At 45.3% G+C, this 26,854-nt stretch carries 25 protein-coding genes; 13 read left to right on the plus strand and 12 right to left on the minus strand.

What is annotated here, in order from left to right:
- Positions 1 to 207: 207 nt before the first annotated feature.
- Both fbp and ppa read left to right on the plus strand, forming a co-directional pair.
- On the plus strand, positions 208 to 1,224 hold the full coding sequence (gene fbp, locus NL643_RS06395) for a class 1 fructose-bisphosphatase (protein ID WP_005383114.1): 1,017 nt from the start codon (positions 208 to 210) through the stop codon (positions 1,222 to 1,224).
- Positions 1,225 to 1,351: 127 nt separating this feature from the next.
- Positions 1,352 to 1,882 carry an inorganic diphosphatase gene (gene ppa / locus NL643_RS06400; protein ID WP_005379635.1) on the plus strand — a complete coding sequence of 177 codons (531 nt, stop codon included), beginning with the start codon at positions 1,352 to 1,354 and terminating at the stop codon, positions 1,880 to 1,882.
- 73 nt (positions 1,883 to 1,955) lie between these two features.
- On the opposite strand, the gene NL643_RS06405 is transcribed toward ppa, so the two are convergent.
- The 4 genes from NL643_RS06405 to NL643_RS06420 are packed head-to-tail and all read right to left on the minus strand — an operon-like array spanning position 1,956 to position 8,233.
- A complete protein-coding gene (locus NL643_RS06405) occupies positions 1,956 to 2,318 on the minus strand; it encodes a DUF2799 domain-containing protein (protein ID WP_017633454.1) in 363 nt (120 codons plus the stop codon).
- Positions 2,319 to 2,367: 49 nt separating this feature from the next.
- The gene (locus NL643_RS06410) at positions 2,368 to 2,715 is read right to left on the minus strand and encodes a gamma-glutamylcyclotransferase (protein WP_005379626.1); all 348 of its coding nucleotides are present in this window, start codon (positions 2,713 to 2,715) and stop codon (positions 2,368 to 2,370) included.
- 44 nt (positions 2,716 to 2,759) lie between these two features.
- The gene (locus NL643_RS06415) at positions 2,760 to 6,524 is read right to left on the minus strand and encodes a translocation/assembly module TamB domain-containing protein (protein ID WP_172563393.1); all 3,765 of its coding nucleotides are present in this window, start codon (positions 6,522 to 6,524) and stop codon (positions 2,760 to 2,762) included.
- Positions 6,521 to 8,233, minus strand: a complete 1,713-nt coding sequence (locus NL643_RS06420; RefSeq protein WP_005379622.1) for an autotransporter assembly complex family protein — start codon at positions 8,231 to 8,233, stop codon at positions 6,521 to 6,523. The genes NL643_RS06415 and NL643_RS06420 overlap by 4 nt, the downstream gene beginning before the upstream one ends.
- Positions 8,234 to 8,400: 167 nt before the next feature.
- Between NL643_RS06420 and msrA the strand changes: the two genes are divergently transcribed.
- On the plus strand, positions 8,401 to 9,039 hold the full coding sequence (gene msrA / locus NL643_RS06425; protein ID WP_005379620.1) for a peptide-methionine (S)-S-oxide reductase MsrA: 639 nt from the start codon (positions 8,401 to 8,403) through the stop codon (positions 9,037 to 9,039).
- 70 nt (positions 9,040 to 9,109) lie between these two features.
- Here the strand turns inward: msrA and NL643_RS06430 are convergent, their stop codons facing one another.
- Positions 9,110 to 9,310, minus strand: a complete 201-nt coding sequence (locus NL643_RS06430; protein WP_005379612.1) for a DUF1107 domain-containing protein — start codon at positions 9,308 to 9,310, stop codon at positions 9,110 to 9,112.
- A 215-nt stretch (positions 9,311 to 9,525) separates the two neighbouring features.
- Here NL643_RS06430 and NL643_RS06435 point away from each other — a divergent pair, with 215 nt between their 5' ends.
- The 7 genes from NL643_RS06435 (at position 9,526) to NL643_RS06465 (ending at position 15,156) form a co-directional block, all read left to right on the plus strand.
- The gene (locus NL643_RS06435) at positions 9,526 to 10,077 is read left to right on the plus strand and encodes a YtfJ family protein (RefSeq protein WP_005379610.1); all 552 of its coding nucleotides are present in this window, start codon (positions 9,526 to 9,528) and stop codon (positions 10,075 to 10,077) included.
- A gap of 227 nt (positions 10,078 to 10,304) precedes the next feature.
- A complete protein-coding gene (locus NL643_RS06440; RefSeq protein WP_005379608.1) occupies positions 10,305 to 10,604 on the plus strand; it encodes a DUF2607 family protein in 300 nt (99 codons plus the stop codon).
- Positions 10,605 to 10,738: 134 nt separating this feature from the next.
- On the plus strand, positions 10,739 to 11,392 hold the full coding sequence (locus tag NL643_RS06445) for a DUF2796 domain-containing protein (RefSeq protein ID WP_085569684.1): 654 nt from the start codon (positions 10,739 to 10,741) through the stop codon (positions 11,390 to 11,392).
- Positions 11,393 to 11,444: 52 nt separating this feature from the next.
- Positions 11,445 to 12,173, plus strand: coding sequence for an ABC transporter ATP-binding protein (locus NL643_RS06450; protein WP_042522447.1), 729 nt, complete (start codon positions 11,445 to 11,447; stop codon positions 12,171 to 12,173).
- Positions 12,170 to 13,429: an ABC transporter permease gene (locus NL643_RS06455; RefSeq protein WP_005379602.1), complete on the plus strand. Its 1,260-nt coding sequence runs from the start codon at positions 12,170 to 12,172 to the stop codon at positions 13,427 to 13,429. The genes NL643_RS06450 and NL643_RS06455 overlap by 4 nt, the downstream gene beginning before the upstream one ends.
- A 4-nt stretch (positions 13,430 to 13,433) precedes the next feature.
- A complete protein-coding gene (locus NL643_RS06460) occupies positions 13,434 to 13,928 on the plus strand; it encodes a DUF3299 domain-containing protein (protein ID WP_005379600.1) in 495 nt (164 codons plus the stop codon).
- A gap of 322 nt (positions 13,929 to 14,250) precedes the next feature.
- Positions 14,251 to 15,156 carry a TIGR03899 family protein gene (locus NL643_RS06465; protein WP_253644115.1) on the plus strand — a complete coding sequence of 302 codons (906 nt, stop codon included), beginning with the start codon at positions 14,251 to 14,253 and terminating at the stop codon, positions 15,154 to 15,156.
- Between the two features lie 89 nt (positions 15,157 to 15,245).
- Here the strand turns inward: NL643_RS06465 and cysC are convergent, their stop codons facing one another.
- The 5 genes from cysC to cobA form a co-directional block, all read right to left on the minus strand.
- Complete coding sequence (cysC, locus tag NL643_RS06470) at positions 15,246 to 15,863, minus strand: adenylyl-sulfate kinase (protein ID WP_139060150.1); 618 nt, start codon at positions 15,861 to 15,863, stop codon at positions 15,246 to 15,248.
- Between the two features lie 24 nt (positions 15,864 to 15,887).
- Positions 15,888 to 17,612: an SLC13 family permease gene (locus NL643_RS06475; RefSeq protein WP_253644116.1), complete on the minus strand. Its 1,725-nt coding sequence runs from the start codon at positions 17,610 to 17,612 to the stop codon at positions 15,888 to 15,890.
- A gap of 251 nt (positions 17,613 to 17,863) precedes the next feature.
- Positions 17,864 to 19,294, minus strand: a complete 1,431-nt coding sequence (cysN, locus tag NL643_RS06480; protein ID WP_047101905.1) for a sulfate adenylyltransferase subunit CysN — start codon at positions 19,292 to 19,294, stop codon at positions 17,864 to 17,866.
- 18 nt (positions 19,295 to 19,312) lie between these two features.
- Positions 19,313 to 20,221, minus strand: a complete 909-nt coding sequence (gene cysD / locus NL643_RS06485) for a sulfate adenylyltransferase subunit CysD (protein ID WP_005379592.1) — start codon at positions 20,219 to 20,221, stop codon at positions 19,313 to 19,315.
- Between the two features lie 59 nt (positions 20,222 to 20,280).
- On the minus strand, positions 20,281 to 21,156 hold the full coding sequence (gene cobA / locus NL643_RS06490; protein ID WP_031780800.1) for a uroporphyrinogen-III C-methyltransferase: 876 nt from the start codon (positions 21,154 to 21,156) through the stop codon (positions 20,281 to 20,283).
- Between the two features lie 275 nt (positions 21,157 to 21,431).
- Between cobA and cpdB the strand changes: the two genes are divergently transcribed.
- Both cpdB and NL643_RS06500 read left to right on the plus strand, forming a co-directional pair.
- The gene (cpdB, locus tag NL643_RS06495; protein ID WP_047101902.1) at positions 21,432 to 23,393 is read left to right on the plus strand and encodes a 2',3'-cyclic-nucleotide 2'-phosphodiesterase; all 1,962 of its coding nucleotides are present in this window, start codon (positions 21,432 to 21,434) and stop codon (positions 23,391 to 23,393) included.
- 97 nt (positions 23,394 to 23,490) lie between these two features.
- Positions 23,491 to 24,069 carry a Crp/Fnr family transcriptional regulator gene (locus NL643_RS06500; RefSeq protein WP_005379584.1) on the plus strand — a complete coding sequence of 193 codons (579 nt, stop codon included), beginning with the start codon at positions 23,491 to 23,493 and terminating at the stop codon, positions 24,067 to 24,069.
- 54 nt (positions 24,070 to 24,123) lie between these two features.
- On the opposite strand, the gene dbpA is transcribed toward NL643_RS06500, so the two are convergent.
- Complete coding sequence (gene dbpA, locus NL643_RS06505) at positions 24,124 to 25,503, minus strand: ATP-dependent RNA helicase DbpA (protein ID WP_005379583.1); 1,380 nt, start codon at positions 25,501 to 25,503, stop codon at positions 24,124 to 24,126.
- A 142-nt stretch (positions 25,504 to 25,645) separates the two neighbouring features.
- On the opposite strand from dbpA, the gene NL643_RS06510 reads away from it, so the two are divergent.
- Positions 25,646 to 26,107 carry a GNAT family N-acetyltransferase gene (locus NL643_RS06510; protein WP_017820295.1) on the plus strand — a complete coding sequence of 154 codons (462 nt, stop codon included), beginning with the start codon at positions 25,646 to 25,648 and terminating at the stop codon, positions 26,105 to 26,107.
- A 91-nt stretch (positions 26,108 to 26,198) separates the two neighbouring features.
- On the opposite strand, the gene NL643_RS06515 is transcribed toward NL643_RS06510, so the two are convergent.
- Positions 26,199 to 26,795 (minus strand): LysM-like peptidoglycan-binding domain-containing protein, encoded by a 597-nt coding sequence (locus NL643_RS06515; protein WP_017820296.1) that lies wholly within the window; start codon positions 26,793 to 26,795, stop codon positions 26,199 to 26,201.
- Positions 26,796 to 26,854: the final 59 nt, after the last annotated feature.

A 26,854-nucleotide genomic window follows, 5' to 3' on the forward strand; every position in this document is an offset into this window, starting at 1 on the left:
CAAGGTTGAACACAGACTGTACAACCTCTTGCTTACTGATGAATCCCTCAAACAAGTCTACAAATAAATTGAGATCTCAAACAGTTACTTCATTACCATTAAAAAGATCTGCGACTTAAACTTACATCCAGCGCAATCGTTTAACATCCATAAAGAGATGCTCACTTGCGCACTACCCCCAATGAAATGAAAATGTAAGGATTAACCATGTCAGGACTGCGCACCCTAGGCGAGTTCATTGTCGAAAAACAAGCGGATTTCCCCCACGCTAGCGGTGATCTATCATCCCTTTTAGCCTCCATTCGTTTAGCTGCAAAAATCGTTAACCGCGAAATCAACGCAGCGGGTCTCGGTGATATCACTGGTGCTGTAGGCACGGAAAATGTCCAAGGTGAAGACCAGCAAAAGCTCGATGTTTACGCAAACGATAAGTTCAAAGCCGCGCTTGAAGCTCGTGACCAAGTGTGTGGTGTTGCCAGTGAGGAAGAAGACGAAGCGGTTGCTTTCAACAAAGAGCTCAACCAAAACGCCAAATATGTGGTACTGATGGACCCACTTGATGGTTCTTCTAACATCGATGTGAACGTCTCTGTTGGTACTATCTTCTCGATTTACCGTCGTGTTTCTCCAATCGGTACTCCACCAACTGAAGAAGACTTCCTACAACCTGGTCACAAGCAAGTGGCTGCGGGCTACGTGATTTACGGCTCCTCCACCATGTTGGTATACACAACTGGTAACGGCGTAAACGGCTTTACTTACGACCCATCTATCGGCAGCTTCTGTCTTTCTCATGAAAACATGATGATTCCTGATGATGGTAAGATCTACTCCATCAACGAAGGTAATTACATTCGTTTCCCTCAAGGGGTGAAGAAGTACATCAAGTACTGCCAAGAAAACGTGCCAGAAGACGGTCGCCCATACACTTCTCGCTACATTGGCTCGCTGGTTGCTGATTTCCACCGCAACCTACTGAAAGGTGGTATCTACCTTTACCCAAGCACACAAAGCCACCCACAAGGCAAGCTACGCCTGCTTTACGAATGTAACCCTATGGCATTCCTCATTGAGCAAGCTGGGGGCATTGCATCGGACGGCGTGAATCGCATTATGGACATCAAGCCTACTGAGTTGCACCAGCGTGTACCTTTCTTTGTGGGTTCGAAGAACATGGTTCGCAAAGTTGAAGAGTTCCTTGAACTGCACCGCGACGAAGAATAATTTCAGACCTTTGTCCAACGCGGCAGGTGTTTACCTGTCGCGTTTTTGTCGCTAAAGTGAAACGCGAATTTATCATCAGATGAAGCCGCTTTTGTGTGACTCATCGTTAATGAAAAGGAATATTCTAATGAGCTTAAACCATGTACCAGCAGGCAAGTCGCTGCCTGAAGATATCTATGTCGTTATCGAAATTCCTGCAAATGCAGATCCAATCAAGTACGAAGTAGATAAAGACTCTGGTGCTGTATTTGTCGACCGTTTCATGTCTGCACCAATGTTCTACCCATGCAACTATGGCTACGTGAACAATACCCTGTCTCTTGATGGCGACCCAGTCGACGTATTGGTACCAACACCATACCCACTCATGCCAGGTTCAGTCATTCGCTGCCGTCCTGTTGGCGTTTTGAAGATGACAGATGAATCGGGTGAAGATGCAAAAGTGTTTGCGGTTCCCCACTCAAAAATCTCGAAAGAGTACGAGCACATCCAAGATGTGGACGATATCCCAGAACTACTGAAAGCGCAGATCACGCAATTCTTTGAGCGTTACAAAGAGCTTGAAGCAGGCAAATGGGTGAAAGTGGATGGTTGGGCAGATGTTGCTGCCGCCAAAGCTGAAATCCTAGAATCTTACGAACGAGCTCAGAAAAAATAAGCATCACTGCTGATACAAAATTAAAAAGAGCTGCTCTAGGGCAGCTCTTTTGCTTTCATCTTACCTGTGTCAACTAGATAGGTGCGCCTGCTGAAGACATTCGTCCAGCGTCGTAGTCATGTTGAAAGAAGGGGTCAACATCATCACAAATGCCAAAATACGGCCGCCCGATAACACCGAGCATATAAGCACTTTGCTCACAATACTCTTGTTTGCCTTGCTGGTAACCCGCTTGATAAGCCATTATCAGTTCTGGCGTCGCATGGTTAACATCATCCAGCTTCGCAATTCGCTCCTCAGATAACTCCCGTAATCCATCTAAAGCTGACTGCTTACCAAACACTTGCCAATCGGTCACATTATTCGAAGTCGGTAGTGTTGTTTGTGCGCATGCAGCAAGAAGCAACGCCATTACTCCAATTACGAATGCTTTCATCGTGACTCCTTAGTGTTTAGCTCGTTGCTATTGATAATGTCAGTATAGCTCACACCTTTTGACACCAATCTCCGGAAGCGATTTCTTCGGTTAGCTGCTCAGTATCTTGATATAAGTAGATCCAAGCTTGGCCAAAAGGCGTAACGATGCTCTCTCGGCGATATTCCACTGGCACATCTTCTAACCTATCTAGCTCAGATAAGGTTTCACTGTCAATCAGGTACACTTCACCTTGAATCGAGCGTTGCCCATCAGACAACGCTGGATAAGGGCCTAAGTCATACATTGCAAATTGAGCATCCGTTTCATGTAAACCAAGAAACTGCGCCGAGCGCAAATACTGATGGTTGTACTCTCCCTTGCGTAACGTGCCGTAGACAAAAATCAAATGCTGCATAACCACTCCTTAGTCATGACTGTGTATGCTTAGGTTAAAGCACTTTAATCGAACTCAAACTGATAGAGTAGGTCAACGGCGCTATCTACACCAGATACCGCTTCTAAATACAAGTCTTGCATCAATCGGTAACGCACAGTGAACTCACCTAGGGAGTTAAAGATGCCGACACCATATTTCACCTGCAAACCTGGCAGAATATAACCACTCACCGTCACTTGCGAATCATCGCCCGACCCAGCAGTGTCCAACTGTAAATCCTGTACGCCAAAGGCTTCACCGATTTCACCAACCACACGACCACTCTTCGCCAAGCTTAAACCAATTAAGGTAGTCGTCATTGCATTACCACCGGCTTCACCATCAATATCTTGACCACGAAGTAGATAAGAAAGTGCATTGGCTTGGTTCATCGCGGGCTCTGAGAAAATTTCTATACTCGGATCAGATGCTGGGCCTGACACTTGTACCCCCGCAATGACATCATCTTGGGTATTGTCTGGATTACGAATCGCTTTGATAGACAAGTAAGGTTGATCTGGTGGACCATTCATCAGAATCTTACCTTCTTTAATCAATAAGTCCTGACCAAACGAACGATAAGAACCGTCGACAACATTCACTTCACCAACGATGAAAGGACCTTTGTCTTTTTGTGTCACGTTTAGGTTCCCTTTCAACCCACCTTTTAAACCAAAAGCGGCAAGTTGGAAGTCATCACCAATTTTAATGTTGATGTTCGTTTCCACATCAAACGGCATCGCAGCCACATCGTCCACTGGCTGCAAGTTTTTATCGAGAATAACGGTATCACTCGATACGCCTACCGCACTTGGTGGAAGCTCTTCGACGACAATTCTGCCCCATGGCAAATTAATATCACCCTCAATTTTCGCAAGCTGAGGAGTCACATCTATTGTCATGTCAGGCTCAACTTTGATTTTTACCATTGGGGGCAAATCAACATTGAGCTCTTTAGCAAATACACGCGCTTTAGTGCGCCAGTTCTGTAAGTCCTGCCAATCGGCATCACCGATAACGTTCAACTCACCATCCGGGGTTAAAATTCCGGCATCCAAGTCCGCTTGATGGCCTTTAAAGTTGATGACGACCTGCCCTGAGTTTATATCTATCGGTGTGACTTCACCCTGTAGCTTCATTTGGTCAATCAAGAACTGACCATTAACCTTCGGATGCATGACGTCACCTGATATCGCTAGGTCAGTATTCATGTTTGCTTTAAACAAGCTGTACTCACCAATCAACGGTGCCAAGAAATCCAAGTGGAACGTAGAGAGTGAAACCTTACCATCAATAGTGGGCTTTTCAGTCGAGACATTCAGTAAAGAAACCTTACCAGACAAGTCACCGTTATCTTTCACATCAAATAGCCACTCGGCATCAAGCTTGTCTTTCGCTAATGCTGCTTTAAAGTTGAAGCTTTCCCAACCGACTTTAATTGGCTGTTCAAGCGCTTGTTCAACTTGGCCTTTTGGCATATTGACACTTAAGGTTACTTCAGGCTTTTTCTCTGGTGCCCATTTAGCAAAAGCCTGTGCATTAACCGAGCCTTGCAGCTTGGTTTCTGGCGGCAGGAATTGTTTGATTTGGTCAAAATCAAAATCATTGATGGCTAACTTCGCCTGGCCACTCTTACCGACACTAATGTCTTCGGTTAGACATACGCTCGACTCCGCTTGCAACCAACAATGCGCTTGAACGTTCGCGATCTGTTTGTCGATATTGACCTTCACCGCGGTCGATTTTTGCAACGCCCACGGGCCTTGTTGCGAGCTCAGCGTCAAGCGGCGCAGCGCCCCATCCCAAATCATTTCTGGTTTCTGCTGGAATGTCCCTTCAATTTCTAAACTGGTCGACACCAGGTCAGACACTACATCGAGCGTAAGTTGATGCAGTTTTTCATCCCCAGAGACTTCAAGGTCAGCACTATCAACTTTTATGTCGTCATAGGTAATGTTGTTCGCAATTAGGCTTATGTTCGCTTTTGGTGCTGGCAGAGGCTTCACATCACCCTTTAAGGTGATCGTTTCTACGTTCGCCTGTTGCTGCCAGTTTATCTGATTTAAAGCGAGATCAAGATTGATGTCTGGTTCTTTCAAGCTACCACGTAGTGCGACTTTACCTTGCATTTTACCTGCAAGATCCGGAACACTTTTCGCAAAATCAGGGAAGTTAACCTCAACATCCATCAGAATTTGCTTATCGATCTTACCCTTTGCACTCAGTTGGTTCGGGCCATGAGAAAGCGCTAAACCCTGAGTGGTAAGTTGGATGTCTTCGCCTTTGCCGTTCTTATCAGACGCTTCAAGTTGCCCTTCAACATTCAGCGGATAACCTCGCAAAATGCCGTCAATGTCTAACTTAGGCAAACTGACTTGCCAACCGCCTTGTTCTGTTAACGACCCCGAAGTCGAAAGATTACCGCTAATATCCCCTTCGGCTTCTTTCCACTGCAATCCTGGTTGAATGTTCTTCAGGTTTAAGTCAGCTTGCCAGTTGATTGGCGCGGCCCAATTGGCCATGACTTTCCCAGAGAGTTCGCCCCCTAAGGTTTTCACTACAAGGCTTTCGAGGTCAATTTGCTCTAACGTACCTTTGCCGTTTAGTGCGACATCAACGGCGGGAATATCTTTGCCTGACGCTTTGGTTTCTAATGCGACTTCGTAGCCATCAAGTGAGCCTTTTGCCGCCAAGCTTGGTACAGAAACCTGGTAATCGCTTTGTCCAAATAGCGGCCATTGCGCCTGTACATTTTTAATCGCGACATCAAACGGTAACTGCGTTTTAAGCGGTTGAATATCACCTTTGATCTCCGCTTGTACAAGCTCAGAAAGCGTAGCATTTAGTGACAAATCACCAACCGAACCCGAGACCGAAAGCGACAGTTTTTGTCCCTTCGCATCCGCTTGCTTCACTAACGCGTCCAGTTGCGCTTTGATAGGGTAATCAGAAGAAAGCGTCACTTGTGTGCTCAACTTGCCTTCCACTTCTGGCATGTCGAGCTCTAACGTTTTGACATCAACACGTTCACCGCCTGCTCTTGCAACCAAACCAAGATGATTGACGATCACTGGCGTTTCACCTGCCAGTTTAAAGTTGTGAATATCCAGACGGCGCGCTTCCACCGTCAGTGGAATCCATACTTCGGGTAACACAATATCTTGCGGCGTAGCATCGGCTTCTTTCGGCTCTTCAACAACCGCTTCTGGGGTCGCTTCACTTGGTGCGAGCGCAACATTAATGTCTTTCAACGCAGTTGGTGCGATCACCAAACGATCGCCTTGCATCGACAAAGCGGTCGAGAACGTTTGCCAATCAATTTGATTGCCCAGCACATTGACATTGATGTCATTAAAGCTGACTTTATTAACAAAAATTGGCACTGGCGTACTGATAGAACGCAGTGGTTGTGTTTCCTCTTGCTCCTCGCTTGCTGGCGGTAGCTCTGGCATCTTAAAGTCAAGCCCCTGCAGTCTTAACTCATCGACACAGACCTTAGGGTCAAAGAAACAGCGGAAGTTCACTGCCAAAGCTAAACGCTCAACTTTGGCGTCGATATTCAAAGACTCATCGACAAAACTGACGTTATGCAGTTCGAAGCGAGGAAACAATGAACCCTGCACTTTTTCAATCTGCAATTGTGGTAATGCTTTTTCAGCTCCCCACAAGGCAAATTTGAGGCCTGGGTGGGTAAACAAAACTGTCGCGACAATAATGATGAGCAACAGCAATAGACCAATCAAACTGAGCGACAGCCATTTGGTCCACTTAAACATCATTTTGATCATAGCTCAGGCCCCAATGAGAAGTGGATACGAAACTCTCGTTCTGGTTTTGCATCCAACCCCCATGCAAAATCAAAACTAACAGGGCCCACCGGAGACGCCCAGCGGATACCAACACCAGCACCTGATTTCCAATCTGGTGTTTCATTAAACGCATCACCAATATCGTAAAACGTTGCAGCCCACCAGTTTCCATAAACACGATATTGGTATTCTAATGTACTGCTAACAATGTATTTACCACCCGTCAAAGCACCACTCTCATCCACAGGTGAAATAGATTCATAGCCGTAACCACGAATATTATTGTCACCACCAGCGAAGAAACGCAGCGACGGTGATAGCTTTTCAAGTTCATCGGTAATATTCGCACCACCTTCTAGGCGGAACAAACCACGATGATTCTCTCCAATACCACGAATCCAAGAAGTCGAGCCAATTAAGCGGAGCACTCTAGTTTCAGAAAGCATAGCGGTATCACCATACTCAATAGTGATGCTTTGCTTGTCTCCCCACATTGGCATATTGCCCCCTCGAACCCTAGTCCGAGAAAATGTCGCACCTGGAAGTACGAAGTTGAATTCATCATCTTGTAAACCTTGCGTAAAGCTCTCGTACAAATGACGAACATAAACGGTATTATGCCAACCACCGTCTGCTAACCAATGACGTTCCACTGCAAGGTTAGACTCGATACTCTGTGTGTCACGGTTGTCTAGGTTTTTAAGCCCATATTGAACTTGATAATAATCGTTAGCGACATCTTCTAAAGGAATTTTGTAAGAAGCAGTCACGGTTTGCTCTGGCTTAGATAGGGATAAAGCAGTGTTGAAACTGTGTCCTCGGGAGCTCACCCAAGGTTTCTTCCACTTCAACGTTCCTCGAACGCCGACATCCGTTGAGTAACCAATACCCGTCTCGATCTGATTCTTCGAAGCAGGAGATAAAGACACTTTAATTGGCAAGTCTCGGCCATCATCAAGCCTATCCAATTCAGGCTCAACAAAAACTGAGGAAAACCACTCCGTATTTGATAGCTTCTGGTTAAACTCGCCCAGCTTCGAAACGTTGTATGGGTCCCCTTCTTTAAAAGGTTGTAATGATGCGACACGATCTTCCCAGATGTGGTTGCCAATAAAAGAAACGTCGCCAAAATTGAAACGTATTCCACTGCTGTAGTGCAAACGGACATTAGCTTCGTTCAGATCAGGGATAACCTCTAATCGACTTAGCGTAAACTCACCATTGAAGTAACCACGCTGAAGCGCCAAGTTACGAATGCCTGACTTAAGGGTGTCGTATTGGCCTTGATTCAAAACTTGGCCAACTTTGAGCGGAGAGCGCTCAATAAGTTTTGCAAACTCTTCATCGTCCTTGGCCTCTCCAGTGATGACCACATCCATGACTTTCACTTTCACTGGCAAGCCCGGCTTGATGAGCACAATTAACTCATCATTCGCTTCAGGAATAGAGTATGAAATTTTTGCATGATAATACCCAAGCGCGTTAAGCGCTTCAGTGATACTTTGATCTAATCTCGCTTGAAAACGCAGAGAAGTGGAGTAATCCTTCTCTGGAATAGATGATAGATACGCACTGACATTCTCTTCTAAAGCGCCATCAATGCCTTTCAAAGTCAAAGAAACATCGGCATAGGCACCATGAGAAAAGGCAAACAGGCCAACAATGGTGGGGAGAGCTTTTTTTATCATGCTTTTATGGCTGAATGAGGTTAAGTAAACGTAAATAATGATAACGCCAATTAGATTCTAAGTCTGTAATATTAATAGGTTTAACGCGGTCTATGTCATCACAGCATCAGATACAGACGAAATGAAAAAGTTCGCAAATTTAAGACACGTATTGAAGGACAAATACCATGCTCAACAAACAAACATTGATCAGTATAGAAGATGCCTTGCCAGGTAGAGATCAACCAATGCAGATTGACGATCATCATTTTGTAAATAAATCTAACCTAAAGGCGCCTCTGGCGTCACACCAACAGCAGATTTTGCTCGGAATGGGCTGTTTTTGGGGCGCTGAGCGCGTATTTTGGCAACTCGACGGCGTTGTATCTACTTCGGTCGGTTACGCTGGGGGGTACACACCCAATCCCACCTATGAAGAGGTCTGTACAGGTAAAACGGGTCATACAGAAGTCGTACGAGTCGTTTTCGATGAACGCGTCATCTCATTAGAAAAGCTACTGGCTGTTTTTTGGGAAAAACACGACCCAACTCAGGGAATGCGTCAAGGTAACGACTTAGGTACTCAATATCGTTCAGCAATTTACACTTATTCGACGGAGCAGCTCGAGAGCGCAGAGAAATCGAAACTCTTGTATCAACAAGCACTGCAAGAAGAGCAACGCGCGAACATCACCACCGAAATACAACCAGCAGGTCCGTATTACTTTGCGGAAACCTACCACCAGCAATATTTGGCGAAAAACCCTGATGGTTACTGTGGCATCGGAGGAACGGGAGTTTGCTTCCCACCAAGCCTCCAAGGATAAACCTAACCAGCAACAAAAAGAGCGACCGATATGGTCGCTCTTTTCTAAATCTAAGTGGGTACCAAGCTAACTAAGCCGATAATGATGCTATCACTTGGTTGACTTCTTTAAAGATGGTGAGCCTTTTATGATCGTTGACGTCAGGTAGTAACACTTTGCCATTGTCGAACTGAAAACAGCCAACCCCAACAATAAAAAATTGACCTTTGAACAACGTTTTAACAAAACGGGCCACTTGTAATGGTCGATATACAGCAAACTCACGTAGCATAACTCACCTCAATTCCTTTGAGAAAACACGGATTGCTTATTTTTCCTCTGCAATCTTAATGCGCAATTTGCGACGGAACTCATTTTAGCAAATTCTAAATATAACGCAAGATTACACCACTCCATACGTTAAATAAATGTTATCAACGGTCCTACAAATTTCTAGGATCTGGATATATACTGGAAGCTTCCAAACCTCGTACGGAATATAACAATATGAAAACTAAGACTCTCCTACCTCTATTACTGGCCTTAACGCCAAGCTTGACCTTTGCACACAACTTGTCAGTGGGAAAAAGCGTTCCTCCTGTCAATGTTGCCGCTTACGGCGAGATTGTTTTACAAGGCGAAGGCGTTGCATACCAACCCTGGGCAACTCAACATATGCAAGGCAAAGTTCGTGTCATTCAAGCCATTGCAGGCCGTAGCAGTTCAAAAGAGATGAATGCCCCTTTAATGTCAGCAATAACAGCGGCAAATTTTCCACAAGAAAGCTACCAGACGACGACTATCATCAACCAAGATGATGCAATTTGGGGGACAGGCTCTTTCGTGAAGTCTTCAGCTCAAGACAGTAAAAAAGAGTTTCCTTGGTCATCCATGGTTCTTGATGAAAATGGCGTAGTTGCTAATACTTGGGACCTGAAAGAAGAAAGTTCGGCCATTATTGTTCAAGACAAAACGGGCAAAATTCTGTTCGTCAAAGAGGGCGCACTTGAGCAAGATGAGATAACAAAAGTCATTGAGCTTATTAAACAGAACATCTAGCTTCATTGAATGGCTCCTTGCTCTTGTTGTAAGGAGCTATATGAATTTGATTAGAAGCATGGGCAGTGATAACTCTGCTCTTTATAAGTGCGACACTTCCATCAGAGAGTATTACCAATATTTTTCGGCACGTATGTGTGGAGTTAAATTTTTCTGCTAGCCAACAAAAGAGTGAACTTTTATTCATTATGGGTGTTATATTATAACAGTCGGTAAGAGGAGCTCAGATGTACCACCACCAGCAAAAAACACTAAGATATTGGTATCGCACTGCTTTATTTTTCAGTGTTGCGTTGCTGATCGCTTGGAACTTTGCGGTTGTACTTCATCAAGTCGATCTGACGCCCGACCATCATACCCATCATCATTGCCAATTATTTTCTGGTGTTCAGCACGGTATAGCAAAGGTACAACCTACCCTCTCTACACCGACTTTTACGCGCGCCCAGCATCATCATGTTTTTTTGCATCTCGTGTACGGCGAAGAAGTTCTTGGCGCTGCTCGTGCCCCTCCTTATTTTGCTTAATTTCCAAACTATTCCACACTCAAAATTATTGAGTTCATTTCCGCACCTAGTGTGTCAGGGAACAATAACTTAGTGAAACTCGAATCTGAGCAATACCGCCTTTGGTTAATGCCAGTAAAATTAGGAAAAATACAATGTCATCAAAACACGTTTTAGCCCTTGCTATTGGCCTCACTTTATCGACAGCAGCGAATGCAAACGAATACCGCCAGCATGGTGCTCATGTGCATGGTCACGTCGAGTTTAATATCGCCCAAGATGGCAAAGATCTGTTAGTAGAGATCACAGCTCCTGGAGCTGATGTTGTGGGTTTCGAACATGCTCCAGAAAACGCACAACAAGAGCAAGCGCTTAAACAAGCCGTCGCTACACTCGAAGACAGCAACGCATTGTTCGCTATTAACTCACAAGCTGATTGTAATATTGAAGAAGCTTACGTGAGCCACAACCTAAGCGAAACTCATGAGGAACATGATCATAGTGAGCACGACCATGATGACCATGCACATCACGATCATGAAGGACACGAACACCATGATCATAATGAACATCATGATAAACATGACCACCATGACGATCATGATGAGGCGCACGATCATGGCGGTCACGGTGAATTTTCGGTGCAATATCGCTTCAATTGCGAACAAGTTAATCAGCTTAGCCAAATCCAAACCGATTGGTTTAACCAATTCCCAACTACAGAGTCCATCAGCGTCAATATATTCACTGATACCATGCAATCAGCAATTAAATTAAGCAAAGATAACACCCAAATCGTAATCAAATAACACGAGTGGCGTGTAAGTACCCACTTACACGCCACAGCTTTGGTGATTTAATATGACTGAAACCACACCAAATGTTGTCGAGCTAGAGGATGCCCAATTTTTCTGGCCCGGTTCAACCAACGCGACCATCCACATCCCCAAATTACACATTACACAAGGCGAACATGTGTTTATCAAAGGTCCAAGTGGCTGCGGTAAATCGACCTTGCTCGCTTTGTTGACGGGGATTAACACATTAACTTCAGGCTCTCTATCTGTACTCGATACTGACCTTGCTAGTTTAAGTGCCAGTCAGAGAGACCGCTTTCGCGCCAATCATATTGGCTACATCTTTCAACAGTTCAATTTATTGCCGTACCTTAACGTACTTGAAAACGTATTATTGCCATGTCAGTTCAGTAAAATACGACGTGACCGTGCCCATTTAGGTGCCTCATCTCAAACGTTAAATGAACAGGCTCAGGCCCTACTAGAACGACTGCACTTGCCAAACGAGCTTCATACACGCCCTGTCTCTGAATTGAGTATTGGTCAACAACAACGTGTGGCTGCGGCTCGAGCTCTAATAGGACATCCAGAGTTAGTGATCGCTGACGAACCAACCTCAGCTTTAGACTATGACAATCGTAAGGCATTTATTGAGCTCCTCATGGAGCAAGCGAATCAAGCCAATGCCACACTGGTATTCGTTAGCCACGACCCAACACTCGAACCCTTATTCGATCGCACGCTCAATCTACCCGACATTAATCAAGTATCTAGCCTAGGAGCCATATCATGAGTGCTGTTGTAAAGCTCGCCTGGAAGAGCTTGATGAACCGCAAAGCGACGGCAATTCTAACCATCATGACCGTTGCGATTTCAGTGGTACTCCTCTTGGGCGTCGAGCGTATCCGAACTCAAGCCAAGGATAGCTTCGCCAATACAATTTCAGGCACAGACCTCATTATTGGTGGACGCTCTGGGCAAGTGAACCTATTGCTCTATTCTGTGTTTCGTATTGGTAATGCGACCAACAACATCGATTGGAAAAGCTACCAAGAGTTTGCCAATCATCGTTCAGTCGATTGGGCTATTCCAATCTCGCTTGGCGACTCGCATAAAGGCTTCCGAGTTATGGGAACCAATCACAGTTACTTTGAGCATTACAAGTTTGGAAGTAAGCAACCACTAACATTCAGCAAGGGTAGAGAATTCAATGGTTTATTTGAAACCGTACTAGGTTCTGATGTCGCTAAACAACTTGGTTATGATATCGGTAGCGAAATCATCATTGCCCACGGCATTAGCGACGTTGGCTTTAGCCGTCATGACAATCTGCCATTTAAAGTTGTCGGTATCCTTGCACCTACAGGAACACCAGTCGACAAAACTGTCCATGTATCATTGGAAGCCATCGAAGCCATTCACGTTGGGTGGGAAAGTGGTGCGCGTTTGGGCCCGACACCCAAGGCACAAGATCTCAAAAACAGAGACTTTCAGCCCAAACAAATTACCGCTATGCTCGTTGGTTTGAAATCTCGTATTCAAACTTTCGCCCTGCAAAGACAAATTAACACCTACCCCAAAGAGCCGCTTAGCGCCATTATGCCCGGCGTTGCGTTGCATGAGTTATGGGGAATGATGTCGGTTGCAGAGCAAGCCCTAATGGCAGTATCTGGTTTTGTCGTGATTGCAGGGTTGTTAGGTATGTTAAGCAGTCTATTAACTAGCCTACAGGAACGCCGCCGTGAAATGGCGATTTTGCGTGCCATGGGAGCAAGGCCTCGTCATGTTTTCTCACTCTTAATTAGTGAAGCTAGCTTGCTTACTGCTGCTGGTATTATTACTGGCGTTACTGGGCTGTATGCCATTCTTGCTATCGCGCAGCCGATCATCCAACAGCACTATGGAATACATCTCACCTTAAGCATCTTATCTACTTATGAGTGGATGCTATTAGGTTTCGTACAATGCGCTGGTATTGTGATTGGTTTCATTCCCGCACTCCGCGCCTACCGACAGTCACTGAGTGACGGAATGACAATAAGGATTTAATAAAATGTGGAAAAAAATACTCGCAAGTTGCTTGCTGGTCGTCGCATTCACAGCGCCTGTTATGGCCAGCGAAGAACCATTAAAGCTTGACTGGATTGACCTTGTTCCAGAAAAAGAGCGTAAATTGTTCGACAGTATAGGCATGCCCGCATCTGATCACAGTGGTGGCGCAGCCCAGCAGTCCAAGATTGGTAACGTTCGACCAGAACTGAACGGAAGCCAAGTTAAAATTCCGGGGTTTGTTATCCCACTTGAAGGTGATGCCGATACCGTCACCGAATTTTTATTGGTGCCATATTTTGGAGCTTGTATTCACGTGCCACCACCGCCTCCAAACCAGATCATTTACGTGAAGTTTCCGAAAGGCGCGCCTGTTCAAGAGTTGTGGGATGTTATATATGTGGTTGGAACGTTGAAAACCGAGACGATAAACCACGAACTGGCAGAAACGGCTTACGTTATTGAGGGATCAGAAATAGAAGCCTACGACGATATGTAATTTAAGTCGTCGATAAGCCTCGCTACACCTAAGGCGTCACACTGGCGCCTTTTTTAGCTTTGTGCTACACGATATAACGAGATAAATACGCTAACACGCCCACATAAATAACCAAAAGAAACGCTATCGACAGGTGCTTTTTGAGTTTACCTGCTTCTGAGAACTTCATAGCCCCTCCAAAATAACGATAACAATTTTAACAACTCATTATCATTTTGAATAGCCCTATTCGTTCAAAAACTGAGAACTCCTGTCTGGTCGCTTGGTCAGATAAGGTGTAAATTTAAACGTGCGAACCGCGCAGTTCTTGGTAGGAAAACGAATGGCAGACCCGACAAAGCAACCTGTTGTCATCGAACATCAGTCAGACACAAAAAAAAATACGCAACAAGAAAAGAAACAAGGCTACATAAAAGACAGTGCTAGTAAGGTAAAAACCATTGCCCAAATACACGGTCTTGACGCCTTACTGCAAACCGAACCGCCAGCCAAATCTGCGTTTGAAAGAGCCCAATTGCGAGAGCAAAGACGCCAAGAACAGCGACAAAAAAACTTAGAACAGATTTTAAAATTAGCGCACAGTTCATGCCGAGATGAGACAGCGGGAGAGCCAGACCAAGATTGGTTGCATCGATTTTTTGAGATGGCTCAAGACATCCATAACAGCGCGATGCAAAAGCTATGGGCTCAAGTGATGAAGCGTGAAGTGACCAATCCGGGTTCAACGTCCATGAAAGCGTTGAAAACCCTCAAAGATATGTCACCAAAGGAAGCACAAACTCTGCAAAGAGCCGCCTCTTTAGCGTGCAGTTTTGGAGGGGATCACAGCAGAAAACTGCTGATTGGTTACAAAGCGCAAGGAGGAATATTTAGCTTCGGCAAGCGAGACGTCGCCAACAGCCTAAATATGGGAAGTTTTCAACTGCCGTATTCAAGCTTGTTGCTCTTATTTGAATTAGGGCTGCTGCACAGTGCCGAACTTGAATCTGGCGAAATTAGTATCGAGACACCGTTGGTCCTCACCTACCAAGGTAAAAACTTGTCACTGAACGTAAACAGTAAAGGTGTCCGCCTTTTATATTACCGCTTCACACCCACAGGCAATGAGCTCTGTACCTTGCTCGGAAACAAACCACATGCCGAATACTACGATCAAATGCTTGCGCTTTTAAATCATAGATTTAGTGTCCATAGTGACGCTAAAAGTACGGTTCATCATACCGTGTAGGCAGTTCGAGAAGCATTTGACCACCCATGATCTAAATGCTTCTTAAGCCGCTCAAAGAGCTTGAGGTCACCAATGATCCAAATGCTTATTTATCGGATCACTGCACGCGACTTAAGCGCTTCCAAGCACAAGTCCACCAGCTCATCGACGCTTTTTTCGCCCGCTGGTAAATCGACTTCCGGATTCTTCGGTGCTTGATATTCAGAATCAATACCAGTGAAGTTAGGAATTTCTCCCGCACGTGCTTTGCGGTACAAACCTTTAGGATCGCGACCTTCGCAGACTTCTAGAGATGCATTGACGAACACTTCGATAAACTCACCTTCTGGCAATAAGTCGCGCACTAGCTGTCGCTCTGCACGATGCGGTGAAATGAACGCCGACAACACAATTAAGCCTGCATCCGCCATCAGTTTAGCCAGTTCACCAATACGACGAATGTTCTCGCGACGATCCTGTTCAGAAAAGCCCAAATCGCTACACAGGCCATGTCGCACATTGTCACCATCCAATAAATAGGTGTGGTAACCCAATGTTGCAAGGCGATTTTCCAACGCCCCTGCTATGGTTGATTTACCCGCTCCAGATAAGCCAGTAAACCACAATACGGCAGGTTTTTGCTTCTTTAATTCAGCACGAAACTGTTTATCGACCGAATGCTGGTGCCAAACAATATTTTCATCTTTTACCGTCGTTTCGGCAGTCATAACGTATCCTTGTAAATATCGGAATTAAAACGGGAAGAAGACCGGAATCAAAGTAAGTACTAATACAGAGTACACAATCGAAATCGGCACACCAATTCTCACATAGTCGGTCAATTTATAATTTCCTACGCTGTACACCAGTAAGTTGGTTTGATAACCGTAGGGAGAAATAAAGCTCGCACTGGCGCCAAACAAGACCGCCATAATGAATGGCATCGGATCAACGCCATAACCGACCGCCATGCTATAGCCAATAGGAAAAGAAAGCGCAGCCGCGGCATTGTTTGTCACCAATTCAGTGAGTACCAATGTCATGATATAAGTCGCCACCAAGGCACCAAATACTCCCCAGCCATTAAACGCTTCAATAAACATCACTCCCATTCTTTCTGACAATCCAGAAGAGATCATCAGTTGAGCAATAGACAAAGCGGAACCGACAATCACGACGATATCGATCGGAAAACGGCGGCGCAGTTCTGAAACCTGCACAATACCAAACGCAATAAGCGCGATAAGGTACGCAGCTAGACCTTTAATAATCGGTACTAACTCTAATAGAGCGCATCCAATTACGGCTGCAAAGCCCAGTAATACAATAGAAGACTTATTCGTATCAAGCCGAGCGCTAGAGTCCAAGTCATGCACTAAAACAAACTCTTTACGATGAGCTCGGCGTTCAGACTCAAAACGCTTTCCTGGAACCAGAACTAACGTGTCTCCTGGCGCTAAGGTAATACTACCCAAGCCACCTTCTAGGCGTTCGTGGCCTCGGCGAATCGCCACAACAACGGCATCGAATCGGTCGCGGAATCGGCTCTCTTTGAGGGTTTTGTAGCAAAATGTCGCCGACGAGCTCACCACAACTTCGATAAAGTTTTGCCCATTTAAGTGCTGCTGACCAAACAACTTGAGGCCCGGAATTTCTTGCAGGGTCGCGACGCTCTCAACATCGCCACAAAATAACAGGCGGTCTTTTGCATTGAGCACAAAATCCGGTCCCACAGAAGAAACAGTAACACCATCGCGCACCACTTCTGCAAGAAACAGTTTGCGCAGCGCACGTAAATTATTCTCGCTGATCGTACGCCCAACTAGCGGTGAGCCTGGCTCAACGCGAGACTCAAGAAAGTAAGGTAAATCTTCTTGACTTTGATCATCATAATTCGGTAGCAAGTAGCTCAGTGGGATAAGAATCAGCATCCCTCCCACCAGCACAGCCAAACCTATCATCGTAGGTGTAAAAAAGCTCAGGCTCGGTAAGCCTGCGTCTTCGACAAAGCTGTTGATGATTAAGTTAGTCGACGTACCAATCAAAGTTAACGTGCCACCAAAAATGGCGGCATAAGACAAGGGAATAAGTAATTTCGAAGGTGCATGCTGCTGATTACGCTTAATCGCCCCAATCAATGAGACAACCACAGCGGTATTATTCGTAAATGAAGAAAGCAAGGCGGTCGACACACCGAGCTTAGCAATCACGCTGCCTAACTGACCCTCAGAGATACTTCGGCTCACCCAACTGATCAGCAGTGTTTTTTCTAGAGCACAGGATGCAAGAATCAATAGAACCAGGGTTAACAATGAAGAGTTGGTAAAATTGGATGCGATAGTGGCTGAATCCATCATCCCAGCCATGAATGCAATAAAAGCGGCACCCGCAAAGACGTAACTAGGCTTAATTTTCGTGACAAGCAAGCAAGTGATAATGCCAAGCAAAATCGCTAACACAAACCCTTGTTCCCACATAGCCTTTCCTTACCAAATAGCCCCAAAGGGCACAACAACGACTCATTTATCCATGAAACACCGACAAACGAGTAAACAGACAAAAATCAGCGCAAGCGAAAAGAACATCAGAATGCTCGGTTTTCTTGGGCTCCACCGAAGCATTCTGGTATTAGGAGAATACCTAACGACATTTCGCAATTCAGTTAGGTAGCGACGCCCCAAGTACAACAGCAGACAGAGCCTGAAATTATCGTACTTGGGTAAGCCAGTTACTTTTTCAGAAACTGGCTGACGTCTTTTGCTTCCCAGTGTGGGAAGTGTTTACGGACAAGCGCATTAAGCTCAACTTCAAACGCAGAGATGCCCGTCAAATCGCGCTCAACCACGGCGAGGCTCTCTTTAACCATGCCAGCACCAACCGTCACGTTTGTCAGACGATCGATAATGATAAAGCCACCGGTATCTGCACAGTCTTGATAATTGTCCAGCGCGACTGACTCATTAAGAGACCATTCACACAAACCAATACCATTCAATGGCAGCTCTGCCGAGCTATGAGTCGAGAGATTATTAATGTCATATTGATGACGAATCGCTTCAACATGACCTACGGTTTTCTTACCTGCGATTTTGATGTCATAGTCACGACCCGGTTGCAGGGGGTGCTCTGTCATCCATACCACATCGGCAAGCAAATGGTTTGTGGTTTCCACTTGAGCATTATCTAGAACAATCAAATCGCCACGGCTAATATCGATCTCATCGCTTAGCGTCAGAGTGACAGCTAATCCGGCACGAGCTTCTTCGATATCACCATCAAAGGTCACAATACGAGCCACAGTTGACGTTTTACCCGATGGCAATGCTTTAATGGCATCACCGACTTTGATCGAACCAGAAGAAATGGTCCCCGCAAAACCACGGAAATCGAGGTTAGGACGATTAACGTATTGCACAGGGAAGCGGAATTCACCCGCGCCTTTTTCTTGATCCACATCGACCGTTTCAAGAAGCTCAAGCAATGATGGGCCTTTAAACCAAGTCAGGTTTTGGCCTTTATCCACCACATTGTCCCCTTCAAGCGCTGAGATCGGGATGATTTGAATATCAATATCCCCTGTCAGATTCTCAGAGAACTTCAGATACTCATCGCGGATCTCTTCAAAGCGCTCTTGGGAGTAATCCACTAAGTCCATCTTGTTGATCGCGACAACAAAGTGCTTCAAGCCCAACAGGTTGGAAATGAAAGAGTGACGACGAGTTTGATCGAGAATGCCCTTACGTGCATCAACCAGAATCACAGCTAAGTCACATGTCGATGCACCTGTAGCCATGTTACGTGTGTACTGCTCGTGTCCAGGAGTATCTGCAATGATGAATTTACGTTTCTGCGTCGAGAAATAGCGGTAAGCTACATCAATCGTGATCCCCTGCTCGCGCTCAGCTTGTAAGCCATCGACCAACAACGCAAGGTCAGGTTTTTCACCCGTGGTGCCCACACGTTGGCTGTCTGAATGCACTGCCGCTAGCTGATCTTCATAAATTTGTTTTGAGTCATGGAGTAAGCGACCGATTAATGTACTTTTACCGTCATCCACCGAGCCACAAGTCAAGAATCTAAGTAACGACTTGTACTGGTGTTGTGTTAAATAGCCTTCGATACCAAGCTCGGCTAATTGAGCTTCAACTGCACTGTTCATTATCTTTCCTTAGATCCTTTAGAAGTAACCTTGACGTTTCTTAAGCTCCATCGATCCTGACTGATCGTGGTCGATCGCTCGGCCTTGGCGCTCACTCGACGTTGCCACTAGCATCTCTTCAATAATGCCAGTTAAAGTGTTTGCTTCAGACTCGATGGCCCCGGTCAATGGATAACAACCAAGGGTACGGAAGCGCACACTCTTCTCTTCAATCACTTCACCCGGTTGAAGCTCCATACGATCATCATCAACCATGATCAGCATGCCATCGCGTTCAACAACTGGGCGTTTGTCCGCGAGGTAAAGCGGCACGATCTCGATGTTTTCTAAATAGATGTATTGCCAGATATCAAGCTCAGTCCAGTTAGACAGCGGGAATACACGAATGCTCTCACCCTTATTGACCTGGCCGTTGTACGTCTTCCATAGCTCAGGACGTTGGTTTTTAGGATCCCATGTATGGTTCTTATCGCGGAATGAATACACGCGCTCTTTCGCCCGTGATTTCTCTTCGTCGCGGCGCGCACCACCAAAGGCCGCATCAAAACCGTACTTGTTCAGCGCTTGTTTTAAGCCTTGAGTCTTCATGATGTCAGTGTGCTTAGAAGAACCATGAACAAACGGACTACAGCCCATGGCTAGACCTTCTGGATTCTTATGTACCAAAAGCTCAAAACCGTATTTGGCCGCGGTGCGATCACGAAATTCAATCATCTCGCGGAACTTCCAATCGGTGTCGACATGCAGCAATGGAAATGGAATCTTACCTGGGTAAAAAGCTTTACGCGCTAGGTGCAGCATCACTGATGAGTCTTTACCAATCGAATACATCATGACTGGGTTATCAAACTCAGCCGCAACTTCGCGGATAATATGGATACTCTCCGCTTCGAGTTGTTTAAGGTGAGTTAAACGTTGTTGGTCCATGTTTTGTATTTCCTTTTTAAGCTTGAAGGCGCATTACGTCTCTAATCTTTGGTCTGAAATTATATGGAGTTGGCAATAGCACTTTTGTTGAATTCAGTACTAGACAAAAACCAGTCTAACTTTTGAGACAGTCGCACTACCTCTCCGACAACAATCAAAGATGGCGATTGTGCTTCCTTCGATAAATCAGAGAGTTGGGAGAGTTCTCCCGTAAATACTTTTTGTTGAATCTGCGTGCCACGCTCAATAATGGCAATCGGAGTCGACGCTGAACGGCCATGCTTAATGAGTTGATTCTGAATATAGTGTGATTTCATCAGCCCCATGTAGATCACTAAAGTCTGATTCCCACGCGCCAACGTGGACCAATCCATCTCATCACTTTCTTCTTTCAAGTGGCCAGTCACAAAGATGGCCGATTGCGCATAATCACGATGAGTCAGTGGAATACCAGCATAAGCGGTTGCGCCAGCTGCTGCGGTAATGCCAGGGACAACTTGAAAACGAACGCCGGCATCAGCAAGCACTTCTAACTCTTCACCACCACGACCAAATACAAACGGATCCCCACCTTTAATGCGCACTACTTTGTAGCCCTGCTTGGCAAAATCCACCAAAAGCTGATTCGTCTTCTCCTGCGGCACACTGTGATGCCCAGCTCGCTTCCCAACGCACACCAAAATCGTATCGCTTGGAATCAATGCCATGATTTCTTCAGACACCAAGTAGTCGTACAAAACCACGTCAGCTTGCTGCAAGCAGTTCAGTGCTTTCACCGTCAGAAGTTCAGGATCGCCTGGTCCTGCACCTACTAAGGCGACTTCACCAGGCTGTAGCGATTGCTTTGCAAAACGAGTAACACCAGCGACTGGGTTGTCAGAAACTAACCGGGGCTTTGGTTTAGGAAAAGAAGTGACTGAATCGTTCGTTGCCATGTGCTTGCTCATCGTCCATTGATATCGTCATGCAAGCATTATGGCGGGGCGTTTATATTACCTGAAATTCTAAAATTTCATTTTTTATTCAAAAATCTGCTAAGAAGTTTTTGTTTGGTCTCATTCAAAAGCGTGAAAAAGTCGGCGGTTAATATGAATAAGGTTCAGTAAACTGATTAATGTTCACAGTTTTCTGTATCTTTATCATCGAGTTGCATCTGTGTTTGATACATTACGCAGTGCGATTTCCCCTTATCATTGAATTGGAGCACCAAATGAAAGTGGCAGTTCATCCTATTTCCCTCGCAGTATTAAGTGGCATGCTAACGCTTGCTGGCCCAACAATGGCCGATACCATCAAGCTTCGTATTATCGAAACCACCGACATTCACACCAACGTGATGGATTACGATTACTACAAAGACCAACCATCACAGCAAATCGGTTTAAGTCGCGCAGCGACAATAGTGAAACAAGCTAAGTCCGAGACAGAAAACACGGTACTAGTAGATAACGGTGATTTAATTCAGGGCAGCCCAATGGGCGATTACATGGCGGCGAAAGGGATTAACGCTGGCGAAATCCACCCGGTATACAAAGCGATGAACCAGTTGGATTACGATGTGGGTAACATTGGTAACCACGAATTCAACTACGGCCTTGAGTTCCTGAAAAACTCTATCGACGGTGCGAACTTCCCTTATGTTAGTGCTAACGTTTTCGACAAGAAGACAGGCGAGCACTACTTCAAACCTTATCTAATTAAAACGCACACGTTCAAAGACACTGATGGTCAAAGCCACGAAATCAAAGTGGGTTACATCGGCTTCGTCCCGCCACAAATCATGGTATGGGATAAGAAGAATCTAGAAGGAAAAGTCTTCGCTGAAGACATCACTGAGACAGCGAAAAAGCTGGTTCCTCAGATGAAGAAAGAAGGCGCAGACGTTATTGTGGCGATTCCACACTCAGGCATTTCTACTGATCCATACAAACTAGGCGCTGAAAACTCTGTTTACTACCTCACAGAAGTTGAAGGTATTGATGCGATTGCTTTTGGCCACTCTCACGCCGTCTTCCCAGGGAAAGACTTCGCAAACCTACCTGGTGTTGATATAGATAAAGGGACCATCAATGGTGTAACGTCCGTGATGCCGGGCCGCTGGGGAAGTCACGTAGGTGTGATGGATTTGATGCTGAAAGAGAAAGACGGCAGATGGCAAGTCGTCGAAGGCCAAGCAGAAGCACGCCCTATCTTCGATAAAGTAAATAAGAAGTCATTAGCTAAAGCCGATGCAGATATTGTGAAAGCGTTAGAAGAAGATCACAAAGGCACTCGTGAATTTGTAAACCAACCAATCGGCAAAGCAAATGATGTCATGTACAGCTTCTTGGCATTAGTGCAGGACGACCCCACCATTCAAATCGTTAACCTTGCTCAGAAAGACTACGTAGAACGCTTTATTCAAGGCGACCCAGACCTTTCTGACATTCCAGTACTGAGTGCGGCAGCACCATTTAAAGTCGGCGGTCGTAAGAACGATCCGAATAACTTTACAGAAGTAGAATCCGGTCAGCTCACCTTCCGTAATGCGGCCGATCTTTACTTATATCCAAACACCTTGGTTGCGATGAAAGTGAAAGGTAAAGAAGTTCGCGAATGGCTAGAGTGCAGTGCGGGTCAATTCAACCACATCGACATCAACAATCCTAAACCGCAATCTTTGATTGATTGGGATAATTTCCGTACGTACAACTTCGATGTTATTGATGGGGTTAACTACCAAATCGACGTTACCCAACCGCCGAAGTACGATGCGGATTGTAAAGTGATTAATCCAGATTCTCAGCGCATTGTGAATCTGACGTTCAATGGTAAGCCTGTCAATCCGAAGCAAGATTTCATCATCGCAACCAATAACTACCGTGCTTATAGCAATACTTTCCCTGGTACAGGCCCAGATTTCATTGCATTTGACGCACCAGATGAAAACCGCTCTGTCGTCGCCACTTATATTTCTCGCGTGAGTGAAGAAAAAGGAGAAGTGACACCAAGCGCTGACAACAACTGGTCTTTCGCACCGATTAAGTCCGATAACAAGCTAGATATTCGTTTCGAAACCTCCCCTAGCGATAAAGCGGCGCAGTTCATCAAAGAGAAAGGACAATACCCAATGAAACGCGTGTCAACAGACGACATTGGTTTCGCAATTTATCAAATCGATCTGAATAAATAAGGTTGATTTGACAGCAACACTAAGCGGCTCTCATGAGCCGCTTTTTTGTTATCAATAAAACCCGTTAAAATAAAGAAAACCGTTTCCGAGTTATCACATGCACATCGATCTTTTTTCAGACTTAGTCAATCATGGCTTTTTAGAGACAGAAGCAAACCAACTTATTGAAAATGGTGAGTTGCTCGAACTGCCTACACGCCACATTCTTAATCACCAAGGGGAGTTGAGCTCACACCTTTACTTCATCATTGAGGGGTTATGCCACGCAAGCTATCTCACGGAGCACGGCAAAGAATTCAGTAAAGAATTTTATTGGGAGAAGGACTGGGTTATCGGGTTTGAGAGCATAATAAAGGACCAACCTTCGCCTTACTTATTGGAAACGCTGAGCGCTTGTCAGCTATTTTGCTTGCCAATTGAAACGTTGCATCACTGGCGAGCAGAAAAGCACGCCATTTACTTAAAGCTACTCGAAAACCAACTGGTTAATAAAGAGAATAAAGAACGCTTTATGTTGCTCTACTCTCCAGAGGAACGATATCAATTATTTTGCGCTCATTACCCAGATTTAAAGCAACGTATTACCGATAGTCAAATTGCGGCCTACCTGGGCATTACGCCAATCAGTTTGAGTCGAATCAAAGCACGCTTAACCAAAGATCACACTCTCAAATAAACTCAAAAAAGAAAAAAGCTCTTCAAACGAAGAGCTTTTTCTCTGCTATTTGAGCTATTTAAGAATTCGCGCCCGGAACTGGCGCCCTTTCATCTTGCCGTTACTAATGGTTTGTAGAGCCTTTTTAGCCACAGACTTTTCGACGGCAACATAAGCGCGCACAGGGAATAGGTGAATCTTTCCGACTTGAGAGCCTGGAATACCATTTTTTCCTGTCAAACAACCTAAAATATCACCCGGTCGTACTTTCTGTTTCTTACCGCCATCAATGTTAATCGTCACCATTTTCGCTTGGTATGGCTGCTGATTTGATTTGGCAGGCAATGTTGCTGGTACCACGTCCATCTCTAGGTATTCTTCAATACGAGCTACACGTAAACCGTCTTTCTCACCAAAAAAGCTAAACGCTAAACCTTTACTACCCGCACGACCTGTACGACCAATACGGTGCACATGAACCTCAGGATCGCGTGATAGCTCAAAGTTAAAGACAGCATCAAGATTATCAACGTCTAAGCCACGCGCCGCAACGTCTGTTGCAACAAGGATAGACACACTCTTGTTAGCAAACTGCACCAATGCTTGGTCGCGTTCACGCTGCTCTAAGTCCCCATGGATATCGATAACGCTGAATCCTTTGTGATGCAACTCATCTGCGACACTTTGCACTTCTTTTTTGGTATTACAAAAAACCACCGCGGACTCTGGCTGGTGAGTCAGCAGCAAATTCGCCAACGCTTCATCACGTGCTTCCGAGCCTTCAACTTTATAGAAGTACTGCGCAATGCTTGAGGTATCATGCGTCGATTCCACCTTAATCACTTCCGGTGTCTGCATTATACGCTGCGCAATTTGCTCAATTTTCTCTGGAAAAGTAGCACTGAAAAGTAGAGTTTGGCGCTGCTTTGGCGCTGCATCGATGATTGCATCTAATGCGTCTTGGAAACCCATGTCCAACATGCGATCAGCTTCATCTAGCACCAAGGTATTCAGTTCGCTAAGATCAATTCGGCCTTTCTCAAGGTGATCCAAAATACGACCAGGAGTACCAACTAGGATATGCGCACCATGCTCTAACGAACCAATTTGTGGCCCCATTGGCATCCCACCGCAGAGAGTAAGCACTTTAATATTATGAATGCCGCGACCTAAAGTACGAATTTCCTTCGCTACTTGATCTGCAAGCTCACGTGTTGGACACAATACTAATGACTGGACACGAAAGCGTTTGACGTTGAGGTTCGATAAAACCCCTAAACCAAATGCAGCGGTTTTACCTGAGCCCGTTTTACCCTGCCCGATGACATCACGATGTTTTAGGATTGCAGGCAAGCTCAAAGCTTGAATTGGCGTCATGTGGGTATAGTTCAGGGAATCAAGTGTGGCGAGTAACGCTGGGTTAAGCCCAACTTGATCGAATGTTTGTTTGCTCACGGGGATATCCTCAGGTGAGATGGAAAGAGGGCACATTATCACCAGATTTGGTGGGAAAACCAGTGCTAATTAACCTTTGTTAATGAGTATGAGCTCAAAACAAAGTAAAGTCAGTCACTCTATTCTCATTACGGATAACAACATGCTCACTTGGATTACTTTGCCCTTTGCTCAGCTAACAACCACGCAGCTGTATGAAATGATGAAATTGCGTGTGGATGTATTCGTTGTTGAACAAACCTGCCCTTACCCTGAACTTGATGGTAAGGACACGCTGGAAGGCGTTTATCATCTAATAGGCTATCACGGTGATGAACTGGTTGCTTGCGCAAGATTACTGCCCGCAGGCACTACGTATGACAATGTGAGTATTGGTCGAGTGGTGACAAAGCAGACCGCGCGAGGCGGTGGCTTAGGTCATAAATTATTGGACAAGGCCTTGGCACAATGCGAAACATTATGGCCAGGACAGACAATAGATATAGGTGCTCAAGAACACCTCATCCAGTTTTATGCTAGTCATGGATTCAAGGTTATCTCAGAGTGCTATCTTGAAGATGGTATCCCTCATGTGGATATGCGGAAAGAATCCGTAGCGCTATAAGCTTCAACTCGATTGGTTACTATGAAAACTAATCGCTATGAAAAACTAACTAAAAAGACGCTATATCTTCGCGTCTTTTCATTTGAAGCGTTTACTTGTTACGTCCAAAGGTCCCATCCGATAAACGGAAAAACATAACGGACCGCCCGCTTTTTTCCAGCTGTAGCATATCTAACTCGCCTTCGTCACTAAGCTTAAAGCGAATCAACTGTCCCTGCTTTATTTGGCTTAGCGGCTTATCACTGCCTTCTATTTTGACTAGAGCGCTAAGATCCGCCATAGAGAGCTGATTACTTCTGAAAACCTGCGCTAATGTATCACCATTTTTAACCGTGTACTCTTTCCAGTCTTCAGATTTCGGTCCAGAGTTCTGAGAGGTTCTCTGCTGGCTTAAACTCTGCGCGTTCAGCTCAATCGCTACGCGTTGATGATCGACCTCAGTCTGCTCAACTGGTTGATCTGTTTTATTTGGCAAAGGAATAACAAGGAGTACCAGAATCAATGGCACTAAGACCATCAAAGCACGCTGATGAAATTTAGGCAGACGCAACCAAAACTGCTTAACAGGCTGTATACGCTCCAACCATTGCTCTTTGTTGAACGGCTGCTTCCAGTCGATAGCAGCGAATTTTTGTTTAACCAATTCGACATAGTCGACTTGCTGCTTTTTCTTTCTGCGACGATTCATTGTAATGAGTCCCTTAATACTTCTACGGTCAGTATAAAAATACCGACGCGGAGAGTATA

This window comes from Vibrio sp. Y42_MX_L11 (assembly GCF_024181785.1).
GTDB classification, from domain to species: domain Bacteria; phylum Pseudomonadota; class Gammaproteobacteria; order Enterobacterales; family Vibrionaceae; genus Vibrio; species Vibrio diabolicus.